Genomic DNA, 21,232 nt, shown 5'->3' with positions numbered 1-21,232 from the left:
CAAGATCGTGTTACACGATCTTGGTGGTCCATTTTGAGCAGTCCCAAACTTCATTGACCACATCTTGGTAAAATTCCGGTTCGTGGCAGATGAGAAGCAGGGTTCCGCGATATTCTAACAAAGCAGTTTTTAAAGCCTCCTTTGCGTCTACATCCAAGTGGTTGGTAGGCTCGTCCAAAAGAAGAACATTGGTATCACGGTTAATGAGTTTGCATAATCGTACTTTTGCCTGCTCGCCCCCGGAGAGAACCCGCACCTGACTTTCGATATGCTTCGTAGTGAGTCCGCATTTGGCAAGAGCGGAGCGAACTTCGTACTGGGTAAAGGATGGAAATTCCTGCCAGATTTCTTCGATGCAGGTGGTTTTATTCTGATAATCGCCCTCCTGCTCAAAGTATCCGGCTAAAACGTTTTCCCCCAGCTCACAGGATCCGGAAATGGCGGGTACCAGACCGAGAAGACTCCGAATCAGTGTGGTTTTTCCGATTCCGTTGGCTCCGGTCAGTGCGATTTTCTGTCCGCGCTCTACCGATAGGTTCAGTGGCTTGGACAAGGGGACGTCATAACCGATTACAAAGTCCTTTGTTTCAAAGATATATTTGCCCGGTGTGCGCCCAAGACGGAAGTGGAATTCTGGCTTGGGACGCTCTGCGGCAAGTTCGATCACATCCATCTTGTCCAGTTTCTTTTGTCTGGACATGGCCATGTTACGGGTAGATACCCGTGCTTTATTTCTTGCGACAAAGTCTTTTAGTTGACTGATTTCCTGCTGTTGTTTCTTGTAGGCAGCTTCCAGCTGCGCTTTCTTTACTTCGTACACCTTCTGAAAGTCGTCATAATTTCCCACATAACGGTTCAATTCCTGATTTTCCATATGGTAAATGATGTTGATAACGTCATTTAAAAATGGGATATCGTGTGAAATCAGGACGAAGGCGTTCTCGTATTCCGTTAAATAACGTTTCAGCCAGTTAATATGTTCTTCATCTAAATAGTTGGTAGGCTCGTCAAGGAGAAGAATATCCGGTTTTTCCAGCAGCAGTTTGCCAAGCAGGATCCGGGTTCTTTGTCCTCCGCTTAGGTCGGTGACGTCCGTGTCGAGTCCAATATCAAGAAGTCCTAAGGCTCTTGCTACTTCTTCGACTTTCGCGTCGATTACGTAAAAGTCGTGCATTGTCAAGGTGTCCTGGATGACGCCTAATTCCTCCATCAGAGTATTCATGGTTTCTTCGTCGGCAGTTCCCAGTTCCTCGCAGATTTGGTTCATTTTCTCTTCCAGTTCAAAGAGGTAGGAGAAGGCGGATTTCAACACGTCCCGGATGGTCTTTCCTTTTTCTAAGACGGTGTGCTGATCCAGATATCCGATGCGGATGTTTTTGGCCCATTCAATTTTTCCGGCATCGGGAGTCAGCGCTCCGGTAATAATGCTGAAGAAGGTGGATTTTCCTTCGCCATTGGCGCCTACCAGTCCGATGTGTTCTCCTTTTAGCATTCGGAAAGATACATCCTGGAAGATAGCCCGGTCGCCAAATCCGTGGGAGAGGTGCTCAACTGTCAGGATACTCATATGCGGTCGCCTCTGCGAACATAGCCTGGATGATTTTCGTCGGCAATCAGTTCTTTTGCATGAACGATTTGGGCGCGTTTGTCAATCACTTGATTTTCAATCCATACGTCTTCATCGATGGTGCATCCGGGAAGGATTACGCTATTTTTGATTACGGCACCTTTTTTAATAATGCATCCGCGTCCGATGATGGAGTTTTCGATAGAACCTTCAATTAGACAGCCGTCTGAGATAACGGAGGTGTGAACGTTGGAGGTTTCAAAATATTGTGTAGGACAGGAATCATTGGTTTTGGTATAAATTGGCCAATTCAAATCAAACAAAGTTCGTGCGGTTTGATAGTTGTTCAGTGCAATGTTTGCATGGTAATAGCTCTTAAAGTCTGTGATGGAAGCAAAAAAACCACTGTGAGCCATTCCGCGGATATCGAGTTCGGCACATTTTTGGTTTACGATGTCAGCCAGTGTAAACACGGAAGAAATCTTCTTTGCTTCATGTACCAATTCGATGAAAAGATCTTTCTTCATGACATAGGTGTCCATGAAAATGTTGCGGTTTTCTACATTTCCACGATTAGGTTCTAGTGATAACACACCATTCTGACGGTTTAGGTTCAGAATGCTGCAGTTGGAGAAAAACTCTTTGGCATTATCCACAGAATGATATAACAAAGTAATGTCGGCACCGGATTTAATATGGTTTTTTAAAAGATTCTGGTAGTTCATAGAATAAACCATGTAGCTTGGTGCAATGACAACGTATGGATAATGTACGTCTTCGATACACTCCATGTTTTCCAGATAGGCGGCAATGTCATTGTTGTAGATGTCATTTTCTACGCCGTTTTCCGAAAACAGCATGTGGAGTTTTCCTTTTTTAGAATTAATATTATAGTGACGTCCGGTTCCTAAGTGCTCTACGAGCGAGCGCGGTTTGCGGCGGATATATACCTGAATATGGTCGATGCCACTGTTGCTCATGTTGGAAATAGGGAAGTCGATTAATCGATATCTTCCAAGGAAGGAAAAGGCTCCGATTGGGCGGTATGCCTGCATTCCTTCTACGCGGATATGATTTCCGGCAAAATTAACGATTCCAAATGCTTTGGCCATATTTATTCAACCCCCTTTATATCTTTGGATACAAGTTCAATATGTTCACTGTCGGCGCTTCCCACAACGGCGCCTTTTCCGATCTTGGTATTGGCAGCTACCAATGCACGGGTTACGGTAGCGCCTTCTGCGATTTTTACACCCGGCATCAGAACGCTGTCAATGACTTTGGCCGTCTCGCTGACTCTGGCTCCGGTAAAAAGTACAGAATTGTGTACGGTTCCGTCAATGATGCAGCCCTGGGTAATAAATGCCCGTTTGATATCGGCGGTTTCACCGATGTACTGAGGTGGAATGGACACATCCTCGGTGTAGATTTTCCAGGTATGGTCGTTTAAATCAAGTTCGTTGTTCTTATCTAAAAGATCCATATTGGCTTCCCACAGAGAATCAATGGTTCCTACATCTTTCCAATATCCCTTGAACTGGTAAGCAAACAGGGTTTTGCCATCGGCAAGAAGCTGTGGAATAATATCTTTTCCGAAATCATGGCTGGAATCCGGATTCTTCATGTCTGCAGTCAGCATCCGGCGCAGAAGCTTCCAATTGAAAATATAGATTCCCATAGAAGCAAGATTGCTCTTAGGATGTTCTGGTTTTTCTTCAAATTCTACGATGCGGCCGGTTTCGTCCGTGTTCATAATTCCGAAGCGGCTAGCTTCTTTTATTGGTACCTGAATAACGGCGATAGTAGCATCTGCCTGGTGCTCCTTGTGAGCGTCCAGCATCTTGTCGTAGTCCATTTTATAAATGTGATCACCAGAGAGAATGAGTACGTATTCTGGTGCATAAGAGTCGATAAAATCAATGTTCCGTGAGATGGCGTCTGCAGTTCCTCTGTAGACGTCGAGATTACTGTCTGCTTTCTCGCGTGGCGGAAGAACATAGACCCCACTGTTCTTGGCGTCTAGACCCCAGCGTCTTCCGGCTGCAACGTAGCTGTTGAGCAGAATGGACTCGTATTGTGTCAGTACACCGACGATGTCGATGCCGCTGTTAGCGCAGTTACTTAACGGGAAATCTACAATCCGGTATTTGCCGCCGTAGGACACCGCTGGTTTGGCTACCTTATTTGTTAATTCGTGGAGACGGCTTCCGCGGCCGCCGGCCAGAATCATTGCTAACATATTGCTGTGTTTCATAGCTAATTCCTCTCTTTCCTTTCGTGCTTCGATGTATGATTCTATTATAAGATTTTTTGGGGAAATATTCAATTGATTAAATAAAGGAAATATGATAGATTGATTGAGACAGGAGGGCATAACTATGGATTACAAAAGGATCGTCCAGGGGATTCTGGATATTGGAGAGGAAATGCTGGTCTGCGGTGCGGAAAACTTCCGTCTGGAGGACAGTTTATATAGAATGTGCAAAAGCTATGGATTTGTCCAGTATGATGTGTTCGTGATACCGAGCAACCTTCAGATTACGATTGAGACGCCGGAGGGTGAGATTATTACTCAGATTCGTCACATTGAGTCGACGGACGTGAATTTTGACCGGCTGGATTATTTGAATAATTTGTGCAGGTATGTCTGCAAGAACAAACCGGATGCACAGGAGATTCAACAGAAGCTTCAGGAGGTAAGAGAAAGACCGGGACAGCGTTGGTTTACGCCATATCTTGCGGCGGTGATGGGAGGAACCGGGTTTGCTGTGTTCTTCGGAAGTGATTTCGCGGATGCGCTGGTGGCGGTGATTGTGTCGTTGATGATCGTTGTTGTCGGAGGCTGGCTTGGTAAGAGAGAGGGAAATGTGCTGATCTATAATCTGATCCTTTCTTTCTTATCAGAAATGATCATTATTCTCTGTGTCCGGATGGGACTTGGAAGTCATCCGGAGCGGATTATGATCGGAATCGTGATGCTGTTGATCAGTGGACTTGGTACGACCAATGGAATTCGGGATATTCTGCAGAGGGATTTCATCTCCGGGTTCTTAAATATTATGAATTCGCTGCTTGGTGCGGCGGGAATTGCGTTCGGAACGGCTCTTGCTATGTTCCTGCTTGACGGCGTGATGGCAGAAGGATTTATCATAAACCATGATGTTCCGATTCAGCTGATCTCCTGTACGATTGCCTGTACAGGATTTGCATTCTGGTTTAAAATCCGGGGAAGACAGGTCATGTATTCCGGAATTGGCGCGTTTTTTACCTGGGCGATTTATTTGATCGTCTATGAAATCCGGCCAAGCAACTTTTTGGCAACGATGCTGGCGGCAGTGTTTGTGGCGGCTTACGCATTTGTGATGTCAAGAATTAATAAGGCTCCGTCGACAATCTTCCTGACGGCGTCCGTGTTCCCGCTGATTCCGGGACCGAATCTCTACTATATGATGTACGGCTGCGTCAGCCAGGATATTTCTATGGCGTTTGGAGAGACGGTGGTGCTGTTTGCGACCTGTCTGGCGATTGGATTTGGATTCATCATTGTCGATGTGGCATCTAGAAGCATTATGCATGCATTGAAACGGGAATATCATATTGGAAAGAATTCTTAAGGGAAAAGGCTTGCTTTTTATAAGCTTGTATGATACACTATCATGGCGAATGGAAGCAGGCTTTTTTTTTATGCCTAAAAAACGGATGGCATAAAGAAGAGAAGTCCAAGCAACACGTTAACTTAAGAATTACAAAGCGAGGTGGAAGTTGTGCGTACAAGAATTACATTGGAGTGTACAGAATGCAAGCAGCGTAACTACAACATGACAAAGGATAAGAAGACACATCCTGAGCGCATGGAGACAAAGAAGTACTGTAGATTCTGCAAGTCACACACATTGCACAAAGAAACAAAATAGTCGCCGTAAAGGAGTGTGAATGTCATGAGTGAGAAGACTCAGAAGAACAGCTGGTTCAAAGGGCTTAGTAAAGAGTTTAAGAGAATCATTTGGCCAGATAAAATGACAGTTGCAAAACAGACGGCAGCAGTTGTTTCTGTATCCGTAGTCTTGGGAATTATTATCGCGGTTGTCGATTTTGTTGCCAAGTACGGAGTAGATTTATTAGTAAAATAGAACTGATAAACTGCAGGCAGGAAAGGTGAGTTTATGTCAGAGGCAAAATGGTACGTAGTTCATACCTATTCAGGGTATGAGAACAAGGTAAAAGCCAACATTGATAAGACGATTGAGAACAGACATTTAGAAGACCAGATTCTGGAAGTCAGAGTCCCAATGCAGGATGTTGTTGAGATGAAAAATGGCGTTCAGAAGACGGCTCAGAAAAAGATGTTCCCGGGATATGTGCTGATTCACATGGTTATGAATGATGATACTTGGTATGTGGTTCGTAACACGAGAGGGGTAACTGGATTTGTAGGTCCGGGATCCAAACCGGTTCCGCTTACGGATGCAGAGATGGTGCCGCTTGGAATTCAGCGAGAAGATATTACGGTGGACTATAAGATTGGCGACACGGTTCAGGTTATTGCCGGAGCGTGGGCAGATACCATCGGTATGGTACAGGCGATCAACGTGCAGAAACAAAGTCTTACAATCAATGTTGAGTTATTTGGCCGGGAGACACCGGTTGAAATTAATTTCGCAGAAGTGAAGATGCTGTAAACGCAGAAAACAAAAAAGTGGGAGGGGCGGTTCGTCCCGACATCACCACAAGGAGGTAATGAAAATGGCAAAAAAAGTAGAAGGTTATATCAAATTACAGATTCCTGCTGGCAAAGCAACTCCGGCACCACCGGTTGGACCTGCTCTTGGTCAGCACGGTGTAAATATCGTTGAATTCACAAAGCAGTTCAACGCTAGAACAGCAGATCAGGGAGATCTGATCATTCCTGTAGTTATCACTGTTTACAATGACAGAAGCTTTAGCTTCGTAACAAAGACACCACCGGCAGCAGTTCTGATTAAGAAGGCCTGCAACATCAAGTCTGGTTCTGGTGTTCCGAACAAGACAAAGGTTGCTACAATTACAAAGGCACAGCTTCAGGAAATCGCAGAGATGAAGATGCCAGACTTAAATGCAGCAACAGTAGAGGCTGCTATGAGCATGGTAGCAGGAACTTGCCGAAGCATGGGTGTAAAAGTAGAAGAGTAGACAGTAAACAATTCGTGGGAGGGTTATCCCGACATTACCACAAGGAGGTTATTTAGATGAAAAGAGGAAAGAAATATGTTGAAGCTGCAAAAGCAATCGACAGAGGAACACTCTACGATGTAGCTGATGCGGTATCATTAGTAAAGAAGACTGCAGTTGCAAAATTTGACGAGACAATCGAAGCTCATATCAGAACCGGATGTGACGGACGTCACGCTGACCAGCAGATTCGTGGTGCAGTTGTACTGCCACACGGAACAGGTAAGAAGGTTCGTATCCTGGTATTTGCAAAAGACGCTAAGGCTGAGGAAGCTAAGGCTGCTGGAGCAGATTTCGTAGGAGGAGAAGAACTGATTCCAAAGATCCAGAATGAGAACTGGTTTGAATTCGACGTAGTCGTAGCTACACCAGACATGATGGGTGTTGTTGGACGTCTTGGACGTGTACTTGGACCTAAGGGACTTATGCCGAACCCGAAGGCTGGTACAGTAACAATGGATGTTACAAAAGCCGTTCAGGAAATCAAAGCCGGTAAGATTGAGTACAGACTTGATAAAACAAACATTATCCATGTACCAGTAGGAAAAGCTTCCTTCACTGAAGAACAACTTACGGACAACTTCCAGACGCTGATTGACGCAATTAACAAAGCAAGACCGGCAGCAGTAAAGGGTCAGTTCTTAAAGAGCGTGACACTTACTTCTACCATGGGACCTGGTGTAAAGATCAACCCAATGAAGCTTGTATAATTGACGTGATATAAAAGAGTCTCTGAATGATCTGGTTTCGGATCGTTCGGGGGCTTTTTTTGTTTGCAGGAATATCGGATGAATTTGCGTTTATGGAAGTTGAAAAATGCAGGCTTGCGGAATTTGAAAAAAGTCTTGACAGATAAAAGGGAATGTGGTATTTTAATAAAAGTTGCCGAAGACAGCAGGTGCGTAAGCGTAAGTTGAGAGACGCCTGCCGAGGAATGTTAGATTTGTTAGAGACGAATTTACAACACCTTTGTGTCTTTGGATGCGAAGGTGTTTTTTTGGCAGCATACCCAAAATAATATAAGGAGGTGCACCATTCGTGGCAAAAGTTGAATTAAAACAACCAATCGTACAGGCTATTGCAGAAGATGTCAAAGATGCAACAAGTGTTGTATTAGTTGACTACCGTGGATTAACTGTTGCAGAAGACACAGCTCTTCGTAAAGAGTTAAGAGACGCAGGAATCATCTACAAAGTTTGTAAAAACACAATGATGAAAAGAGCTTTTGAAGGAACTGACTTTGCTCAGTTAGACGAGCACTTGGAAGGACCGAGTGCTATTGCAATTTCTAAAGATGATGCAACAGCACCAGCAAGAATCCTGTGCAAGTTCGCTAAGAACGCTAAGGCTCTTGAGTTAAAAGCAGGTGTGATTGAAGGTACAGTATACGATGTAGATGGACTGACAGAACTGTCCAAGATCCCATCAAGAGAAGAGTTACTGTCCAAGTTACTTGGAAGCTTACAGTCACCAATTACAAATCTTGCTCGTGTTCTTAATCAGATCGCAGAGCAGGGCGGAGCAGAGAACTGTGAAGCAGCAAAAGAAGACGCTGCAGAGGAAGCTCCAGCAGAGGAAGCGGCAGAGACTACAGCAGAGTAGTTAGATGCTCATAAAATGAAAATAATTTAAAATGGAGGAAAATAATAATGGCAAAGTTAACAACAGCTGAATTTATTGAAGCAATCAAAGAGTTATCTGTATTAGAATTAAATGAATTAGTAAAAGCTTGTGAAGAAGAATTTGGTGTTTCTGCAGCAGCAGGTGTAGTAGTTGCAGCAGCAGGCGGAGAAGCAGCAGGCGGAGAAGCAGAGAAAGATGAGTTCGATGTAGAGTTAGTATCTGCAGGAGCATCTAAGGTTAAAGTAATCAAGGTTGTTCGTGAGATCACAGGTCTTGGACTGAAAGAAGCTAAAGAAGTAGTAGATGGCGCTCCGAAGGTAATCAAAGAGGGCGTTTCTAAAGCAGAAGCTGAAGAGATCAAGACAAAACTTGAAGGTGAAGGAGCAGAGGTTGCCCTTAAATAATCACCTCGTTTATCGTAAGAAAAAATCAGGAAGTTTCGCAAGAAGGCAGTTTCGCTGTAAGCGGAGCTTCCTTTTTTTTATTAAAAAGGTTCCTCTGGCAGAAAAAATGAAATTGTGCATTGACAAGCCTTAGAATGTTGTGCTATAGTAAAAAATGCACTATTGTGGAAAGTTATGCCATGATTTCGTGCAGAAACGGTTTGAAAATCCCGTTTCTAAAGGATTGCAATGTAGTATGGGCAGCTCGCAGCCCACAAAAAAAAGATAGAGGAGTGAAACGTCAATATGGAGAAAAACAGAATTCGTCCCATCAAAAGTGGAAAAAGTTCTCGTATGAGCTATTCCAGACAAAAAGAAGTTCTTCAGATGCCGAACCTGATTGAAGTGCAGAAGGATTCTTATCAGTGGTTTCTGGATGAGGGGTTAAAAGAAGTATTTGATGATATTTCCCCAATTGCAGATTACAGTGGTCATTTGAGTCTGGAATTTGTAGATTTTACCTTATGCGAGGATGAGGTGAAGTACACCATCGAGGAGTGTAAGGAACGTGATGCAACTTACGCTGCGCCGTTGAAGGTGAGAGTGAGACTTCACAATAAAGAGACAGACGAGATCAACGAACATGAGATATTCATGGGAGATCTGCCGCTGATGACAAGCACCGGTACGTTCGTAATCAATGGAGCTGAGCGTGTTATCGTCAGTCAGCTGGTTCGTTCCCCGGGAATCTACTATGCAATTGCACATGATAAAATCGGTAAGAAGCTGTATTCCTCCACTGTAATTCCAAACCGTGGTGCATGGCTGGAATATGAGACGGACTCCAATGACGTTTTCTATGTACGTGTAGATAGAACAAGAAAGGTGCCGATTACCGTGCTGATCCGTGCGCTGGGCGTTGGTACAAATCCAGAGATTGTAGAATTGTTCGGTGAGGAGCCGAAGATTCTGGCAAGTTTCGAGAAAGATGCTGCGACCAATTATCAGGAAGGCCTTCTGGAATTATATAAGAAGATTCGTCCGGGAGAGCCTCTGGCAGTAGACAGTGCAGAGAGCTTGATTACCAGCATGTTCTTTGATCCGAGACGTTATGACCTTGCAAAAGTAGGAAGATACAAATTCAATAAAAAGCTTGCGCTTAAGAACCGTATCACAGGTCAGATTCTGGCAGAGCCTGTTGCAAGCGTACTGACAGGTGAAGTAATTGCTGAAGCTGGAACCAAGATCACCAGAGAACTGGCGGAAGAGATTCAGAATGCTGCTGTTCCGTATGTATGGATCGAGAGAGCAGACGAGGAAAGAAGCATTAAAGTTCTTTCCAATATGATGGTAGACCTGGCAAGTGTTGTAGATATTGATCCGCAGGAAGTTGGCGTGACAGAGCTGGTATACTATCCGGTTCTGGCAGGACTCCTGGAAGAGACAGCAGGCGACATCGATGAATTGAAAGACGCAATCAGACGCGATATTCACGATCTGATTCCAAAACATATCACAAAAGAAGATATTTTTGCTTCTATTAACTATAATATGCATCTGGAATATGGCCTTGGAAACGATGATGACATCGACCACCTGGGTAACAGACGTATCCGTTCTGTAGGAGAACTTCTTCAGAACCAGTATCGGATCGGTCTTTCCAGATTAGAGAGAGTTGTTCGTGAGAGAATGACGACGCAGGATCAGGAAGGAATTTCACCTCAGTCCCTGATCAATATCAAACCGGTAACTGCAGCGGTGAAGGAGTTCTTCGGATCTTCTCAGCTGTCACAGTTCATGGATCAGAATAACCCGCTTGGTGAGCTGACTCACAAGAGACGTCTGTCTGCACTTGGACCAGGTGGTCTGTCAAGAGACCGTGCCGGATTCGAGGTCCGAGACGTACACTACTCTCACTACGGAAGAATGTGTCCGATTGAGACCCCTGAAGGTCCGAACATCGGTCTTATCAACTCTCTTGCAACCTATGCAAGAATTAATCAGTATGGATTTATCGAAGCTCCGTACCGTAAGATCAACCATGATGATCCGGCAAATCCGGTGGTAACGGAAGAGGTTGTTTACATGACGGCAGATGAAGAGGATAACTACCATGTGGCACAGGCGAATGAGCCTTTGGACGAGGAAGGTCACTTCATGCACAAGAACGTATCTGGTCGTTACCGCGAAGAGACTCAGGAATACGAGAGAAAAGTGTTCGATTACATGGACGTTTCTCCTAAGATGGTGTTCTCTGTTGCGACAGCGCTGATTCCGTTCTTGGAAAACGACGATGCGAACCGTGCGCTGATGGGATCTAACATGCAGCGTCAGGCAGTGCCGCTTCTGATGACTGAAGCTCCGGTTGTCGGAACAGGTATGGAAGAAAAAGCAGCGGTTGACTCCGGTGTATGTATCGTAGCAGAAGAAGCCGGTGTGGTAGAGCGTTCTACTTCTACAGAGATTGTGATTCGTCAGGCAGATGGCAATTTAAAGAAATACAAACTGACCAAATTCCTTCGTAGTAACCAGAGTAACTGTTATAACCAGAGACCAATCGTATTCAAGGGCGACCGCGTAGAAGCAGGAGATGTGATTGCTGACGGACCGTCTACGTCTAACGGAGAGATGGCGCTTGGTAAGAACCCTCTGATCGGTTTCATGACTTGGGAAGGATACAACTACGAGGATGCGGTTCTCTTAAGTGAGAGATTGGTACAGGATGATGTTTATACATCTGTTCATATCGAAGAATATGAGGCAGAAGCTCGTGATACCAAGTTAGGACCAGAAGAGATTACCCGTGATATTCCGGGTGTCGGCGATGAAGCCCTCAAAGACCTGGATGAAAGAGGTATTATCCGTATTGGTGCCGAAGTGCGTGCAGGAGATATCTTGGTTGGTAAGGTAACGCCGAAGGGTGAGACAGAGCTGACAGCAGAAGAAAGACTGCTTCGTGCGATCTTTGGAGAAAAGGCACGCGAAGTAAGAGATACATCCCTGAAAGTACCTCATGGAGAATATGGTATCGTTGTAGATGCGAAAGTATTTACAAGAGAGAATGGAGACGAATTATCTCCTGGCGTGACACAGGCAGTGCGCATCTATATCGCACAGAAGAGAAAGATCTCTGTGGGTGATAAGATGGCCGGACGTCACGGTAACAAGGGTGTCGTTTCCCGTGTACTTCCGGTAGAGGATATGCCGTTTTTGCCAAACGGACGTCCGCTGGATATCGTGCTGAATCCGCTGGGTGTGCCTTCTCGTATGAATATCGGTCAGGTATTGGAGATTCACCTTTCCCTGGCTGCAAAAGCACTTGGATTCAACATCGCAACACCAGTCTTTGACGGTGCGAACGAGAATGATATTATGGATACGCTTGACCTGGCAAATGACTATGTCAACTTAAGCTGGGAAGAATTTGAAGCGAAGCATAAAGAAGAGCTTCTTCCGGAAGTTCTGAAATATCTCTATGACAACAGAGATCACAGAAAACTGTGGAAGGGCGTTCCGCTTTCCAGAGATGGTAAGGTTCGTCTGCGCGATGGACGTACCGGAGAGTTCTTCGACAGCCCGGTAACGATTGGACACATGCATTATCTGAAACTGCATCATCTGGTTGATGATAAGATCCATGCCCGTTCAACTGGTCCTTACTCACTGGTAACACAGCAGCCATTAGGAGGTAAGGCGCAGTTTGGTGGACAGCGTTTCGGAGAGATGGAGGTTTGGGCTCTGGAGGCTTATGGTGCATCTTATACCCTTCAGGAAATCCTGACCGTGAAGTCTGATGATGTGATCGGACGTGTGAAGACATACGAAGCGATCATCAAAGGAGAGAACATTCCGGAGCCAGGAATTCCGGAGTCATTCAAGGTACTCTTAAAAGAGCTTCAGTCTCTTGGACTGGACGTACGGGTGCTGCGTGAAGACAATACGGAAGTGGAGATTATGGAGACTGCCGATATGGGAGAGACCGATTTCCGCTCATTAATTGAAGGAGACAGAAAGTACCGTCAGGACGATGATCTTGGGGCACACGGATACACCGAGCAGGAATTCCAGGGAGAAGAACTTGTGGATGTAGAAGAGCCTGAAGACGAAGAATTCAGCATGGAATTTGAAGAAACGGATGACTATGGATATGATGATATGTCAGATGATGAATAGGAAGGGGTGCCAGTATGCCAGAAAATAATAAGGAACAAACATATCAGCCAATGACTTTTGATGCAATCAAAATCGGTTTGGCATCACCTGAGAAGATTCTGGAGTGGTCCAGAGGAGAAGTTACAAAACCTGAGACAATTAACTATAGAACCCTGAAACCTGAGAAGGATGGTCTGTTCTGCGAGAAGATCTTCGGACCAAGCAAGGACTGGGAGTGTCACTGTGGAAAGTACAAGAAGATCCGCTATAAAGGCGTGGTCTGCGACCGCTGTGGCGTAGAGGTTACCAAAGCAAGTGTGCGTCGTGAGCGTATGGGTCATATTGACCTGGCCGCTCCGGTGTCTCACATCTGGTACTTCAAAGGAATTCCAAGCCGTATGGGACTGATTCTTGACCTGTCTCCAAGAACATTGGAGAAAGTTCTGTACTTTGCCTCTTACATTGTACTGGACAAAGGAGAATCAGATCTTCAGTATAAGCAGGTGCTGTCTGAGCAGGAATATCAGGAAGCAAGAGAAAAATGGGGCAGCACGTTCCGTGTAGGAATGGGAGCTGAATCCATCCAGGAACTGCTTAGAAATATTGACCTGGAAAAAGAATATACAGAGCTGCAGGAAGGCTTAAAGGGAGCAACCGGACAGAAACGAGCAAGAATTGTGAAGCGTCTGGAAGTTGTGGAAGCATTCCGTGAGTCTGGAAACAAGCCGGAGTGGATGGTTATGACAGCGATTCCGGTGATTCCGCCGGATCTTCGTCCGATGGTACAGCTGGATGGAGGGCGTTTCGCTACGTCTGACCTGAATGATCTGTATAGAAGAATTATCAATAGAAATAACCGTCTGAAACGTCTGCTTGAGCTTGGCGCGCCAGATATTATCGTAAGAAACGAAAAGAGAATGCTGCAGGAAGCTGTAGATGCCCTGATCGACAATGGACGCCGCGGTCGTCCGGTAACAGGACCTGGAAACAGAGCGCTTAAGTCACTGTCTGATATGCTGAAAGGTAAATCCGGACGTTTCCGTCAGAACCTGTTAGGTAAGCGTGTTGACTACTCTGGACGTTCCGTTATCGTCGTAGGACCGGAACTTAAGATTTACCAGTGCGGTCTGCCGAAAGAAATGGCAATTGAGCTGTTCAAGCCATTCGTTATGAAAGAACTTGTTCAGAATGGAACTGCGCATAATATTAAGAATGCAAAGAAGATGGTGGAGAGAGTTCAGCCGGAAGTATGGGATGTCTTAGAAGACGTTATCAAAGAGCATCCAGTTATGTTGAACCGTGCCCCTACGCTTCATAGATTGGGAATCCAGGCGTTTGAGCCGATTCTGGTAGAGGGTAAGGCGATTAAACTTCACCCATTGGTATGTACTGCATATAACGCCGACTTTGACGGTGACCAGATGGCGGTTCACCTTCCGTTATCTGTAGAAGCACAGGCAGAGTGCCGATTCCTGCTGTTGTCACCAAACAACCTTTTGAAGCCTTCTGATGGTGGTCCGGTAGCCGTTCCTTCTCAGGATATGGTTCTTGGTATCTATTATCTGACACAGGAAAGACCGGGAGCTAAGGGAGAGGGCAAATTCTTCAAGAGCGTTAACGAGGCGATTCTTGCATACGAAAATGATGCAGTGACACTTCACTCTCGCATCAAAGTGCGTGTGACAAAGACTCTTCCAAACGGAGAAGAGATGACGGGAACGATCGAGTCTACACTGGGAAGATTCATTTTCAATGAAATTATTCCTCAGGACTTAGGATTCGTTGACCGTGAAGTAGAAGGCAATGAACTTCTTCTGGAAGTGGATTTCCACGTAGGAAAGAAACAGTTAAAACAGATTCTTGAAAAAGTAATCAATACCCATGGTTCTACCGCAACAGCAGAAGTTTTAGATGCGGTAAAATCCATTGGATACAAGTATTCTACAAGAGCTGCTATGACGGTATCTATTTCAGATATGACCGTGCCTCCGCAGAAGCCGGAGATGATTCAGCAGGCGCAGGATACAGTAGATAAGATCACAAAGAACTTTAAGCGTGGTCTGATCACAGAGGAAGAGCGTTATAAAGAGGTTGTAGAGACCTGGAAGGCAACTGACGATGCCCTTACAGAGGCACTGTTGTCTGGTCTTGACAAGTACAACAACATCTTTATGATGGCTGACTCCGGAGCCCGTGGTTCCGACAAGCAGATCAAACAGCTTGCAGGTATGCGTGGATTGATGGCAGATACAACAGGTCGTACGATCGAGCTTCCAATCAAGTCCAACTTCCGTGAAGGTCTGGACGTATTGGAGTACTTTATGTCTGCGCATGGAGCGCGTAAAGGTCTGTCTGATACAGCCCTTCGTACAGCCGACTCAGGATATTTGACCAGACGTCTGGTAGACGTATCTCAGGAGTTGATTATCCACGAAGTAGATTGTGCTCCGAAGAACGGCGAGATTCCAGGAATGTATGTAAAAGCATTCATGGATGGAAATGAAGAAATCGAAAGCTTGCAGGAGCGTATTACAGGACGTTACCTGTGCGAAAATATCGTTGATAAGGATGGAAACATTCTTGTAAAAGCAAACCATATGGTAACACCAAAGCGTGCAGAACTGATTATGAAGAAGGGTGTAGACGAGAACGGCGAGACTCTGACACAGATCAAGATTCGTACGATTCTGACCTGTCGTTCTCACAGTGGTGTGTGTGCGAAGTGTTACGGCGCCAACATGGCGACCGGAGAGCCGGTACAGGTAGGAGAGGCAGTAGGTATTATTGCAGCTCAGTCTATCGGAGAACCGGGTACACAGCTGACCATGCGTACCTTCCATACAGGAGGAGTTGCCGGTGACGATATCACACAGGGTCTTCCTCGTGTCGAGGAGCTTTTTGAAGCCAGAAAGCCGAAGGGTCTTGCAATTATCACAGAATTTGCAGGAACTGCAAATATCAATGATACGAAGAAGAAACGTGAAATCATTGTAACAAACCATGAGACCGGAGAGTCTAAGGCATATTTGATTCCTTACGGATCCAGAATTAAGATTCAGGATGGCGTACAGTTAGAGGCCGGAGACGAGCTGACAGAAGGTAGCGTGAATCCACACGACATCTTAAAGATTAAGGGACTTCGTGCTGTGCAGGATTACATGATCCAGGAAGTACAGCGTGTATATCGTCTTCAGGGTGTTGAGATCAACGATAAGCATATCGAAGTGATTGTTCGTCAGATGCTGAAGAAAGTTCGCATTGAAGAAGCTGGAGATACAGAATTCCTTCCGGGAACCAATGTTGACAGACTGGAATTTGAAGATGTGAATGAAGCATTAGAGGCAGAAGGCAAGACACCGGCTACCGGAGAACAGATCATGCTTGGTATTACCAAAGCATCTCTGGCAACCAATTCCTTCTTGTCAGCAGCATCTTTCCAGGAGACGACGAAAGTTCTGACAGAGGCAGCGATCAAAGGTAAGATTGACCCATTGGTAGGTCTGAAAGAGAACGTTATTATCGGTAAACATATTCCGGCAGGTACGGGTATGAGAAAATATCGTGATATCAGACTTCAGTCCGATGAGCTGGAAGAAGAACTGCTGGAAGAGGAAGAACTGGATCTGACGCTGGAAGACGAGACATTAGAAAGCGCAGAAAGTGAAGAAGTTGAAGCGGTTGAAGAAGAGATCGTAGAAGAATAAAGCTTATAAAGAAGAAGGATACATCGGAGAGAAAATCTTCGGTGTATCTTTTTTTACTGCCTGATTTTAAATGAAAAAAATTATCAATATCACTATTGACAAAGTGGGCACAAGCGTATAGAATATAAAAGCAAATGATAATCAATATCAAACAAGGAAATATATCATAAAGGAGATGTGATGTGATGCCGCTTACAATGATGACAACAGGCGAGAGTAATGTGATCCGCAGAGTCAGTGGAAATGAAGAAACCAGACGATTTTTGGAAAATCTTGGTTTTGTAGTTGGAACCAAGATAGAGGTGCTCTCTTCGCTGGGAGGAAATGTGATTGTCAATGTGAAGGATTCCAGGGTAGCCATTAACCGGGATATGGCAAAACACATTATGATTTAGCTGCTTTTTAAAATGAAGATTGAGTGAAGTTAAGGACAAAAGGAGAAGAATATGACATTAGGGGAAGCAAAAGTAGGAAGCACCGTAGTGGTGGAAAAGATCGAAGGAGACGGCGCTTATAAACGTCGGATTATGGACATGGGGATTACAAAAGGGAGTGAACTTTACATTCGTAAGGTGGCGCCGCTGGGAGATCCGGTGGAACTTACAGTGAGAGGCTATGAACTTTCTATTCGGAAAAATGATGCAGAATGTGTACAGGTGCGATAGAATAAAGGAGGAAGACAAGATGGAAATGAGAGTGGCGCTTGCCGGGAACCCAAACTGTGGAAAAACGACGATGTTTAACGCTTTGACGGGAGCGAATCAATACGTTGGGAACTGGCCGGGAGTTACCGTGGAGAAAAAGGAAGGAAAGCTGAAAGGAAAAGGCAATGAGGAAGGAATGACGATTACAGACCTTCCGGGAATTTATTCTCTGTCTCCTTATACATTGGAAGAAGTAGTAAGCCGCAACTATTTGCTGGAAGAACGACCGGACGTTATCATTGATCTGGTGGATGCCACGAATATTGAGCGGAATCTGTACCTGACAACACAGCTGATTGAGACGGGAATACCGGTTGTGATCGCGCTGAATATGGCGGATCTTCTGCAAAAGAGAGGGATTCGTATTGATATCAGGAAGCTGTCCAATCTGTTGGGGTGCCCGGTGATTGAGACGTCTGCGCTGAAGCGGATGGGACTTTCGGAACTTCTTTCGGAGATTCGCCGCACAGCAAAGATGGATCGAGAAAACCTTCCGAAGCGGATTTTCTCAGAAGATCTGGAACAGGCAGTAGAGCGGGTGAGCGATCTTTTGCCTGCGGAAGTCGAGGAAGAACAGAAGAGATGGTATGCGGTAAAATTGCTGGAACAGGATGAAAAAGTAATGGGACGGTGGAAAACAGGAGCTTCTTCTCATGTGAGTGTGGATGAAATTCGGAAAAAGCTTGAAGAAAAGTACGATGATGACATGGAGAGTATTGTAACGGATCAGCGTTATCAGTTTGTACAGAAAGTTGTGGAGGCATCCGTAAAGAAATCGAAAGAAAAGATGACGGTATCAGACCGAATTGACCGGGTTGTCACAAGCAGAATATTCGGAATTCCGATCTTCATTGCAGTTATGTTTGTGGTTTACTATCTTTCTGTTACAACGGTAGGAACCTTTATGACGGACTGGACCAATGATACCTTTGTGGTGGCAATTCAGAATGCGGCGGGCGCCCTGCTGGAGAATCTGGGCGTAGGAAACCTGGTGTCAAGTCTAGTGGTAGATGGCGTTATCGGCGGCGTAGGAGCAGTGCTTGGGTTTGTTCCGCAGATGGCGATTCTGTTTCTATTGTTATCCATTTTGGAAGACTGTGGATACATGGTGCGGATTGCGTTTGTAATGGACCGAGTATTTCGCCATTTTGGACTTTCCGGCAAAAGCTTTATTCCGCTGCTGATTTCTTCAGGATGTGGAATACCGGGAATTATGGCGTCACGAACCATTGAGCAGGACAATGACAGACGGCTGACGATTATGACTGCAACCTTTATTCCTTGCGGAGCCAAGCTTCCGGTGATTGCATTAATGGGAGGCGTGATGACCAGCTATGCGACGGGAAGTTATGAAGTGGGAGGCCTGATGGCTCCACTGATGTACTTTGTTGGAATTGCAGCTGTTTTGGTATCTGCGATTATCTTAAAAAAGACGAAACCTTTTGCAGGAAAACCGGCGCCGTTCGTTATGGAACTTCCTCAGTATCATATTCCTCAGGCCAAAACGGTACTTCTCCATGTATGGGAAAGGCTGAAAGGATTTATCATAAAGGCGGGAACGATTTTGTTCCTGGCGTGTGTAGTGATGTGGTTCCTGGGTGGATTCGGATTTACAGATGCGGGATTTGGAATGGTAGAAGAAAGCGGAGACAGTCTGTTGGCAATGATTGGTGGAGTGATTGCACCGATTTTTGCACCGCTTGGATTCGGAGAGTGGCAGCCTGTGGCGGCGTCCTTGTCTGGATTTACAGCCAAAGAAGCGATTGTATCTACCATGGGTGTATTGGCAAATGTAAGTGGTGACACTGAAGATGCAGTGACGGTGGCGCAGGCAGTTAGCGTCTGGTTTCCAAGTGCGCTGGCAGCATTTTCCTTCCTGCTGTTTAATCTTCTGGATTCCCCGTGCCTGGCGGCGATTGCTACCATGGCGCAGCAAATGCAGTCCAGAAAATGGTTTTGGTTTGCGGTTTTATTCCAGAATGTTTTCGCGTATTTGATTTGTCTGAGTGTTTACCAGATTGGATCGCTAATGATGGGCGGTGCGTTTGGAATTGGTTCGGCGGTGGGAATCTTAGTGGCAATTCTGTTTTTATTCCTGTTGCTGCGCCCGGATCCGGGAAAGAAAAACGAGATGTATACGAAGCGTTCGGTACAGGCGGCAAATATTTAAGAAAAATAGAAAAAAGAGCGTCCGGCTTCTTAGGGAAAGGAGAAATGAGATGATTGATTTACTCATAGTTGCGCTGATTTTGGGATATTGTACGTATGTTGTGCTAAAGAGACATCAGCAGAAGAAAAATGGCAGTTCCGGCTGCGGATGTTCCGGCGGCTGCGCCGGCTGCAGTGGAAGCTGTGGACATATGCCGGAAATAAAAACAAAAGAGTAAGAAAGATGGCAGGCTAGAATGGGCCTGCCACTTTTAATGCCAGCAAAAGGAGAACAAGAAGGATGCTGGGCTTGATAATTCGGGCACCATTTTTCATAACGAGTCCTGCGCCGAGGTGACCTCCGATCATGTTGCATGCCGCTGCGGCAAGACCAACGGGAAGTAGAACCTGTCCGTTTAGAAGGAAAATGAGAAGAGAAGTAATGTTGGTGGTCAGGTTGATTACTTTTGCCTGCGCGTTTGCCGTCTTGATTCCCATTTTTGCAAAAACGGTGAATGCAATGATGAGAAATGTTCCGGTACCGGGACCGTAGAATCCGTCGTAACCGCCGATTAGGAATGCAGATATGGCGGCGGTCAGATAGGTGCGGCGATTTAAGATCACTTCGTCAGATCCCTGATCGTGAAAGAGCTTTTTGTTCAGTACCAGACAAGCAGAAATTGGGAGAATGGCAACCATCAGACCAGTCATAATCTGCTCTGGCACCCGCATCGATAAGTGAGCTCCGATGGAAGAGCCGATCATTGCCATAATAACGGCGGGAATGGCAAGTTTTAAGTGAATGAGTCCGTTTCTGGCAAAGCGGATGGTTGCAAGAGTGGTTCCGCAGGCGGAGGACAGTTTGTTGGTGGCGATGGCCGTGTGGGGCGGCAGCCCGGCAATCAGGTAAGCGGGAATTGAAATGAGACCGCCGCCTCCGCCGATGGCGTCAATCATTCCAGCCAGGAATAGAAGTGGACAGATAATAAGAAATGTTTGGCTTGTAATATGCATGATGAGTCCTTTCTAAATGTGTTTGTTTTCTAAAATCATGTATTCGTAAGCTGATTTCTTTCTATTATACAGGAGAATGGGGAAGGGTTCAAACCTTCCTTTTTATAGAGAGGTGTGCTACAATGGCTACAGCAATTAGACATTAGAGGAGGAATAGAAAATGAATCGAGAACAAGCACATGAGATACTTATGAAATATATGAAGGGTGAAAATTATATTGTACATTCCTACGCAGTGGAAGCAATTATGAAAGGGCTTGCAAAGAGACTTGCACCGGATGAAGTGGAATACTGGGGGATTGTAGGACTTCTCCATGATTTAGACGAGGAGCAGTGCGACTGGCAGAATGATATGAGTGTGCATGGCCCAACTTCGGTAGAGATTCTGAAAAAAGAAGGCATCGAGGACAAGGTTTTATTTGATGCGATTTGTGCACACAATCCAAAGAGCGGAATGAAAGCAAAGACGAAATTGCAGTATGCGGTGCTTGCGGCAGATCCGATGAGTGGATTTGTAAAGGCGGTTGCGCAGATTTATCCGGATAAGAAGATTGCAAGTGTAAAGCACAAATCGGTTATGAAGCGTTTTAACGAGCTGCGTTTTGCGTCCGGAGCAAATCGAGACTATATGGAATCCATTGAGTTTACAGGGCTTAGCTTAGATGATCTGATTGATGTGGCATTGGAAGAGATGGGCGCAATCGCAGATGTGCTGGGCTTGTAAGGAAG

General features: G+C 45.4%; 19 protein-coding genes and 1 other annotated feature. Of the genes, 15 read left to right on the top strand and 4 right to left on the bottom strand.

Annotated elements, in window-relative coordinates; genetic code table 11:
* Positions 1-10: 10 nt before the first annotated feature.
* Genes WKT00_RS07310 through WKT00_RS07300 form a run of 3 tightly spaced genes read right to left on the bottom strand, consistent with a single transcriptional unit; the run spans position 11 to position 3,821 of the window.
* Entirely contained in the window at positions 11-1,567 is a 1,557-nt protein-coding gene (locus tag WKT00_RS07310; protein ID WP_101695095.1) for an ABC-F family ATP-binding cassette domain-containing protein, read from the bottom strand.
* The gene (gene glgD, locus WKT00_RS07305) at positions 1,564-2,679 is read right to left on the bottom strand and encodes a glucose-1-phosphate adenylyltransferase subunit GlgD (RefSeq protein WP_101695094.1); all 1,116 of its coding nucleotides are present in this window, start codon (positions 2,677-2,679) and stop codon (positions 1,564-1,566) included. Before glgD ends, WKT00_RS07310 begins: the two co-directional genes overlap by 4 nt.
* A 2-nt stretch (positions 2,680-2,681) precedes the next feature.
* The gene (locus WKT00_RS07300) at positions 2,682-3,821 is read right to left on the bottom strand and encodes a glucose-1-phosphate adenylyltransferase (RefSeq protein ID WP_340262501.1); all 1,140 of its coding nucleotides are present in this window, start codon (positions 3,819-3,821) and stop codon (positions 2,682-2,684) included.
* A 124-nt stretch (positions 3,822-3,945) separates the two neighbouring features.
* On the opposite strand from WKT00_RS07300, the gene WKT00_RS07295 reads away from it, so the two are divergent.
* From WKT00_RS07295 to WKT00_RS07230, 14 genes are all read left to right on the top strand, one after another.
* Complete coding sequence (locus tag WKT00_RS07295; protein ID WP_101695092.1) at positions 3,946-5,181, top strand: threonine/serine exporter family protein; 1,236 nt, start codon at positions 3,946-3,948, stop codon at positions 5,179-5,181.
* A gap of 150 nt (positions 5,182-5,331) precedes the next feature.
* Entirely contained in the window at positions 5,332-5,481 is a 150-nt protein-coding gene (gene rpmG, locus WKT00_RS07290; RefSeq protein WP_076781083.1) for a 50S ribosomal protein L33, read from the top strand.
* 24 nt (positions 5,482-5,505) lie between these two features.
* Entirely contained in the window at positions 5,506-5,697 is a 192-nt protein-coding gene (gene secE / locus WKT00_RS07285) for a preprotein translocase subunit SecE (protein WP_101695091.1), read from the top strand.
* Positions 5,698-5,730: 33 nt separating this feature from the next.
* Complete coding sequence (nusG, locus tag WKT00_RS07280; RefSeq protein ID WP_101695090.1) at positions 5,731-6,246, top strand: transcription termination/antitermination protein NusG; 516 nt, start codon at positions 5,731-5,733, stop codon at positions 6,244-6,246.
* A gap of 64 nt (positions 6,247-6,310) precedes the next feature.
* A complete protein-coding gene (rplK, locus tag WKT00_RS07275; protein ID WP_101695089.1) occupies positions 6,311-6,736 on the top strand; it encodes a 50S ribosomal protein L11 in 426 nt (141 codons plus the stop codon).
* A 56-nt stretch (positions 6,737-6,792) separates the two neighbouring features.
* Positions 6,793-7,485: a 50S ribosomal protein L1 gene (gene rplA / locus WKT00_RS07270; protein WP_101695088.1), complete on the top strand. Its 693-nt coding sequence runs from the start codon at positions 6,793-6,795 to the stop codon at positions 7,483-7,485.
* Between the two features lie 157 nt (positions 7,486-7,642).
* Positions 7,643-7,780: a sequence feature (ribosomal protein L10 leader region), on the top strand.
* A gap of 33 nt (positions 7,781-7,813) precedes the next feature.
* Positions 7,814-8,377, top strand: coding sequence for a 50S ribosomal protein L10 (rplJ, locus tag WKT00_RS07265; protein ID WP_101695087.1), 564 nt, complete (start codon positions 7,814-7,816; stop codon positions 8,375-8,377).
* Between the two features lie 47 nt (positions 8,378-8,424).
* Entirely contained in the window at positions 8,425-8,802 is a 378-nt protein-coding gene (gene rplL / locus WKT00_RS07260) for a 50S ribosomal protein L7/L12 (protein WP_101695086.1), read from the top strand.
* Between the two features lie 285 nt (positions 8,803-9,087).
* Positions 9,088-12,954 carry a DNA-directed RNA polymerase subunit beta gene (rpoB, locus tag WKT00_RS07255; protein WP_101695085.1) on the top strand — a complete coding sequence of 1,289 codons (3,867 nt, stop codon included), beginning with the start codon at positions 9,088-9,090 and terminating at the stop codon, positions 12,952-12,954.
* A 14-nt stretch (positions 12,955-12,968) separates the two neighbouring features.
* Positions 12,969-16,637 (top strand): DNA-directed RNA polymerase subunit beta', encoded by a 3,669-nt coding sequence (gene rpoC / locus WKT00_RS07250; protein WP_101695084.1) that lies wholly within the window; start codon positions 12,969-12,971, stop codon positions 16,635-16,637.
* A 185-nt stretch (positions 16,638-16,822) separates the two neighbouring features.
* Complete coding sequence (locus tag WKT00_RS07245; RefSeq protein ID WP_101695083.1) at positions 16,823-17,032, top strand: FeoA family protein; 210 nt, start codon at positions 16,823-16,825, stop codon at positions 17,030-17,032.
* A gap of 51 nt (positions 17,033-17,083) precedes the next feature.
* Positions 17,084-17,302 carry a FeoA family protein gene (locus WKT00_RS07240; protein ID WP_101695082.1) on the top strand — a complete coding sequence of 73 codons (219 nt, stop codon included), beginning with the start codon at positions 17,084-17,086 and terminating at the stop codon, positions 17,300-17,302.
* A 19-nt stretch (positions 17,303-17,321) separates the two neighbouring features.
* Complete coding sequence (gene feoB, locus WKT00_RS07235) at positions 17,322-19,511, top strand: ferrous iron transport protein B (protein ID WP_101695081.1); 2,190 nt, start codon at positions 17,322-17,324, stop codon at positions 19,509-19,511.
* A 49-nt stretch (positions 19,512-19,560) separates the two neighbouring features.
* Positions 19,561-19,728: a FeoB-associated Cys-rich membrane protein gene (locus tag WKT00_RS07230; RefSeq protein ID WP_101695080.1), complete on the top strand. Its 168-nt coding sequence runs from the start codon at positions 19,561-19,563 to the stop codon at positions 19,726-19,728.
* 13 nt (positions 19,729-19,741) lie between these two features.
* Here the strand turns inward: WKT00_RS07230 and WKT00_RS07225 are convergent, their stop codons facing one another.
* Positions 19,742-20,503: a sulfite exporter TauE/SafE family protein gene (locus tag WKT00_RS07225; RefSeq protein WP_101695079.1), complete on the bottom strand. Its 762-nt coding sequence runs from the start codon at positions 20,501-20,503 to the stop codon at positions 19,742-19,744.
* 160 nt (positions 20,504-20,663) lie between these two features.
* On the opposite strand from WKT00_RS07225, the gene WKT00_RS07220 reads away from it, so the two are divergent.
* Positions 20,664-21,227 (top strand): HD domain-containing protein, encoded by a 564-nt coding sequence (locus tag WKT00_RS07220; RefSeq protein ID WP_101695078.1) that lies wholly within the window; start codon positions 20,664-20,666, stop codon positions 21,225-21,227.
* Positions 21,228-21,232: the final 5 nt, after the last annotated feature.

This window comes from Dorea sp. ICN-14282 (genome assembly GCF_037890115.1).
Taxonomy (GTDB): domain Bacteria; phylum Bacillota; class Clostridia; order Lachnospirales; family Lachnospiraceae; genus Dorea_B; species Dorea_B phocaeensis.
Note: the sequence above shows the minus strand (reverse complement) of the source record. Positions and strands in the feature narration are given on the sequence as shown.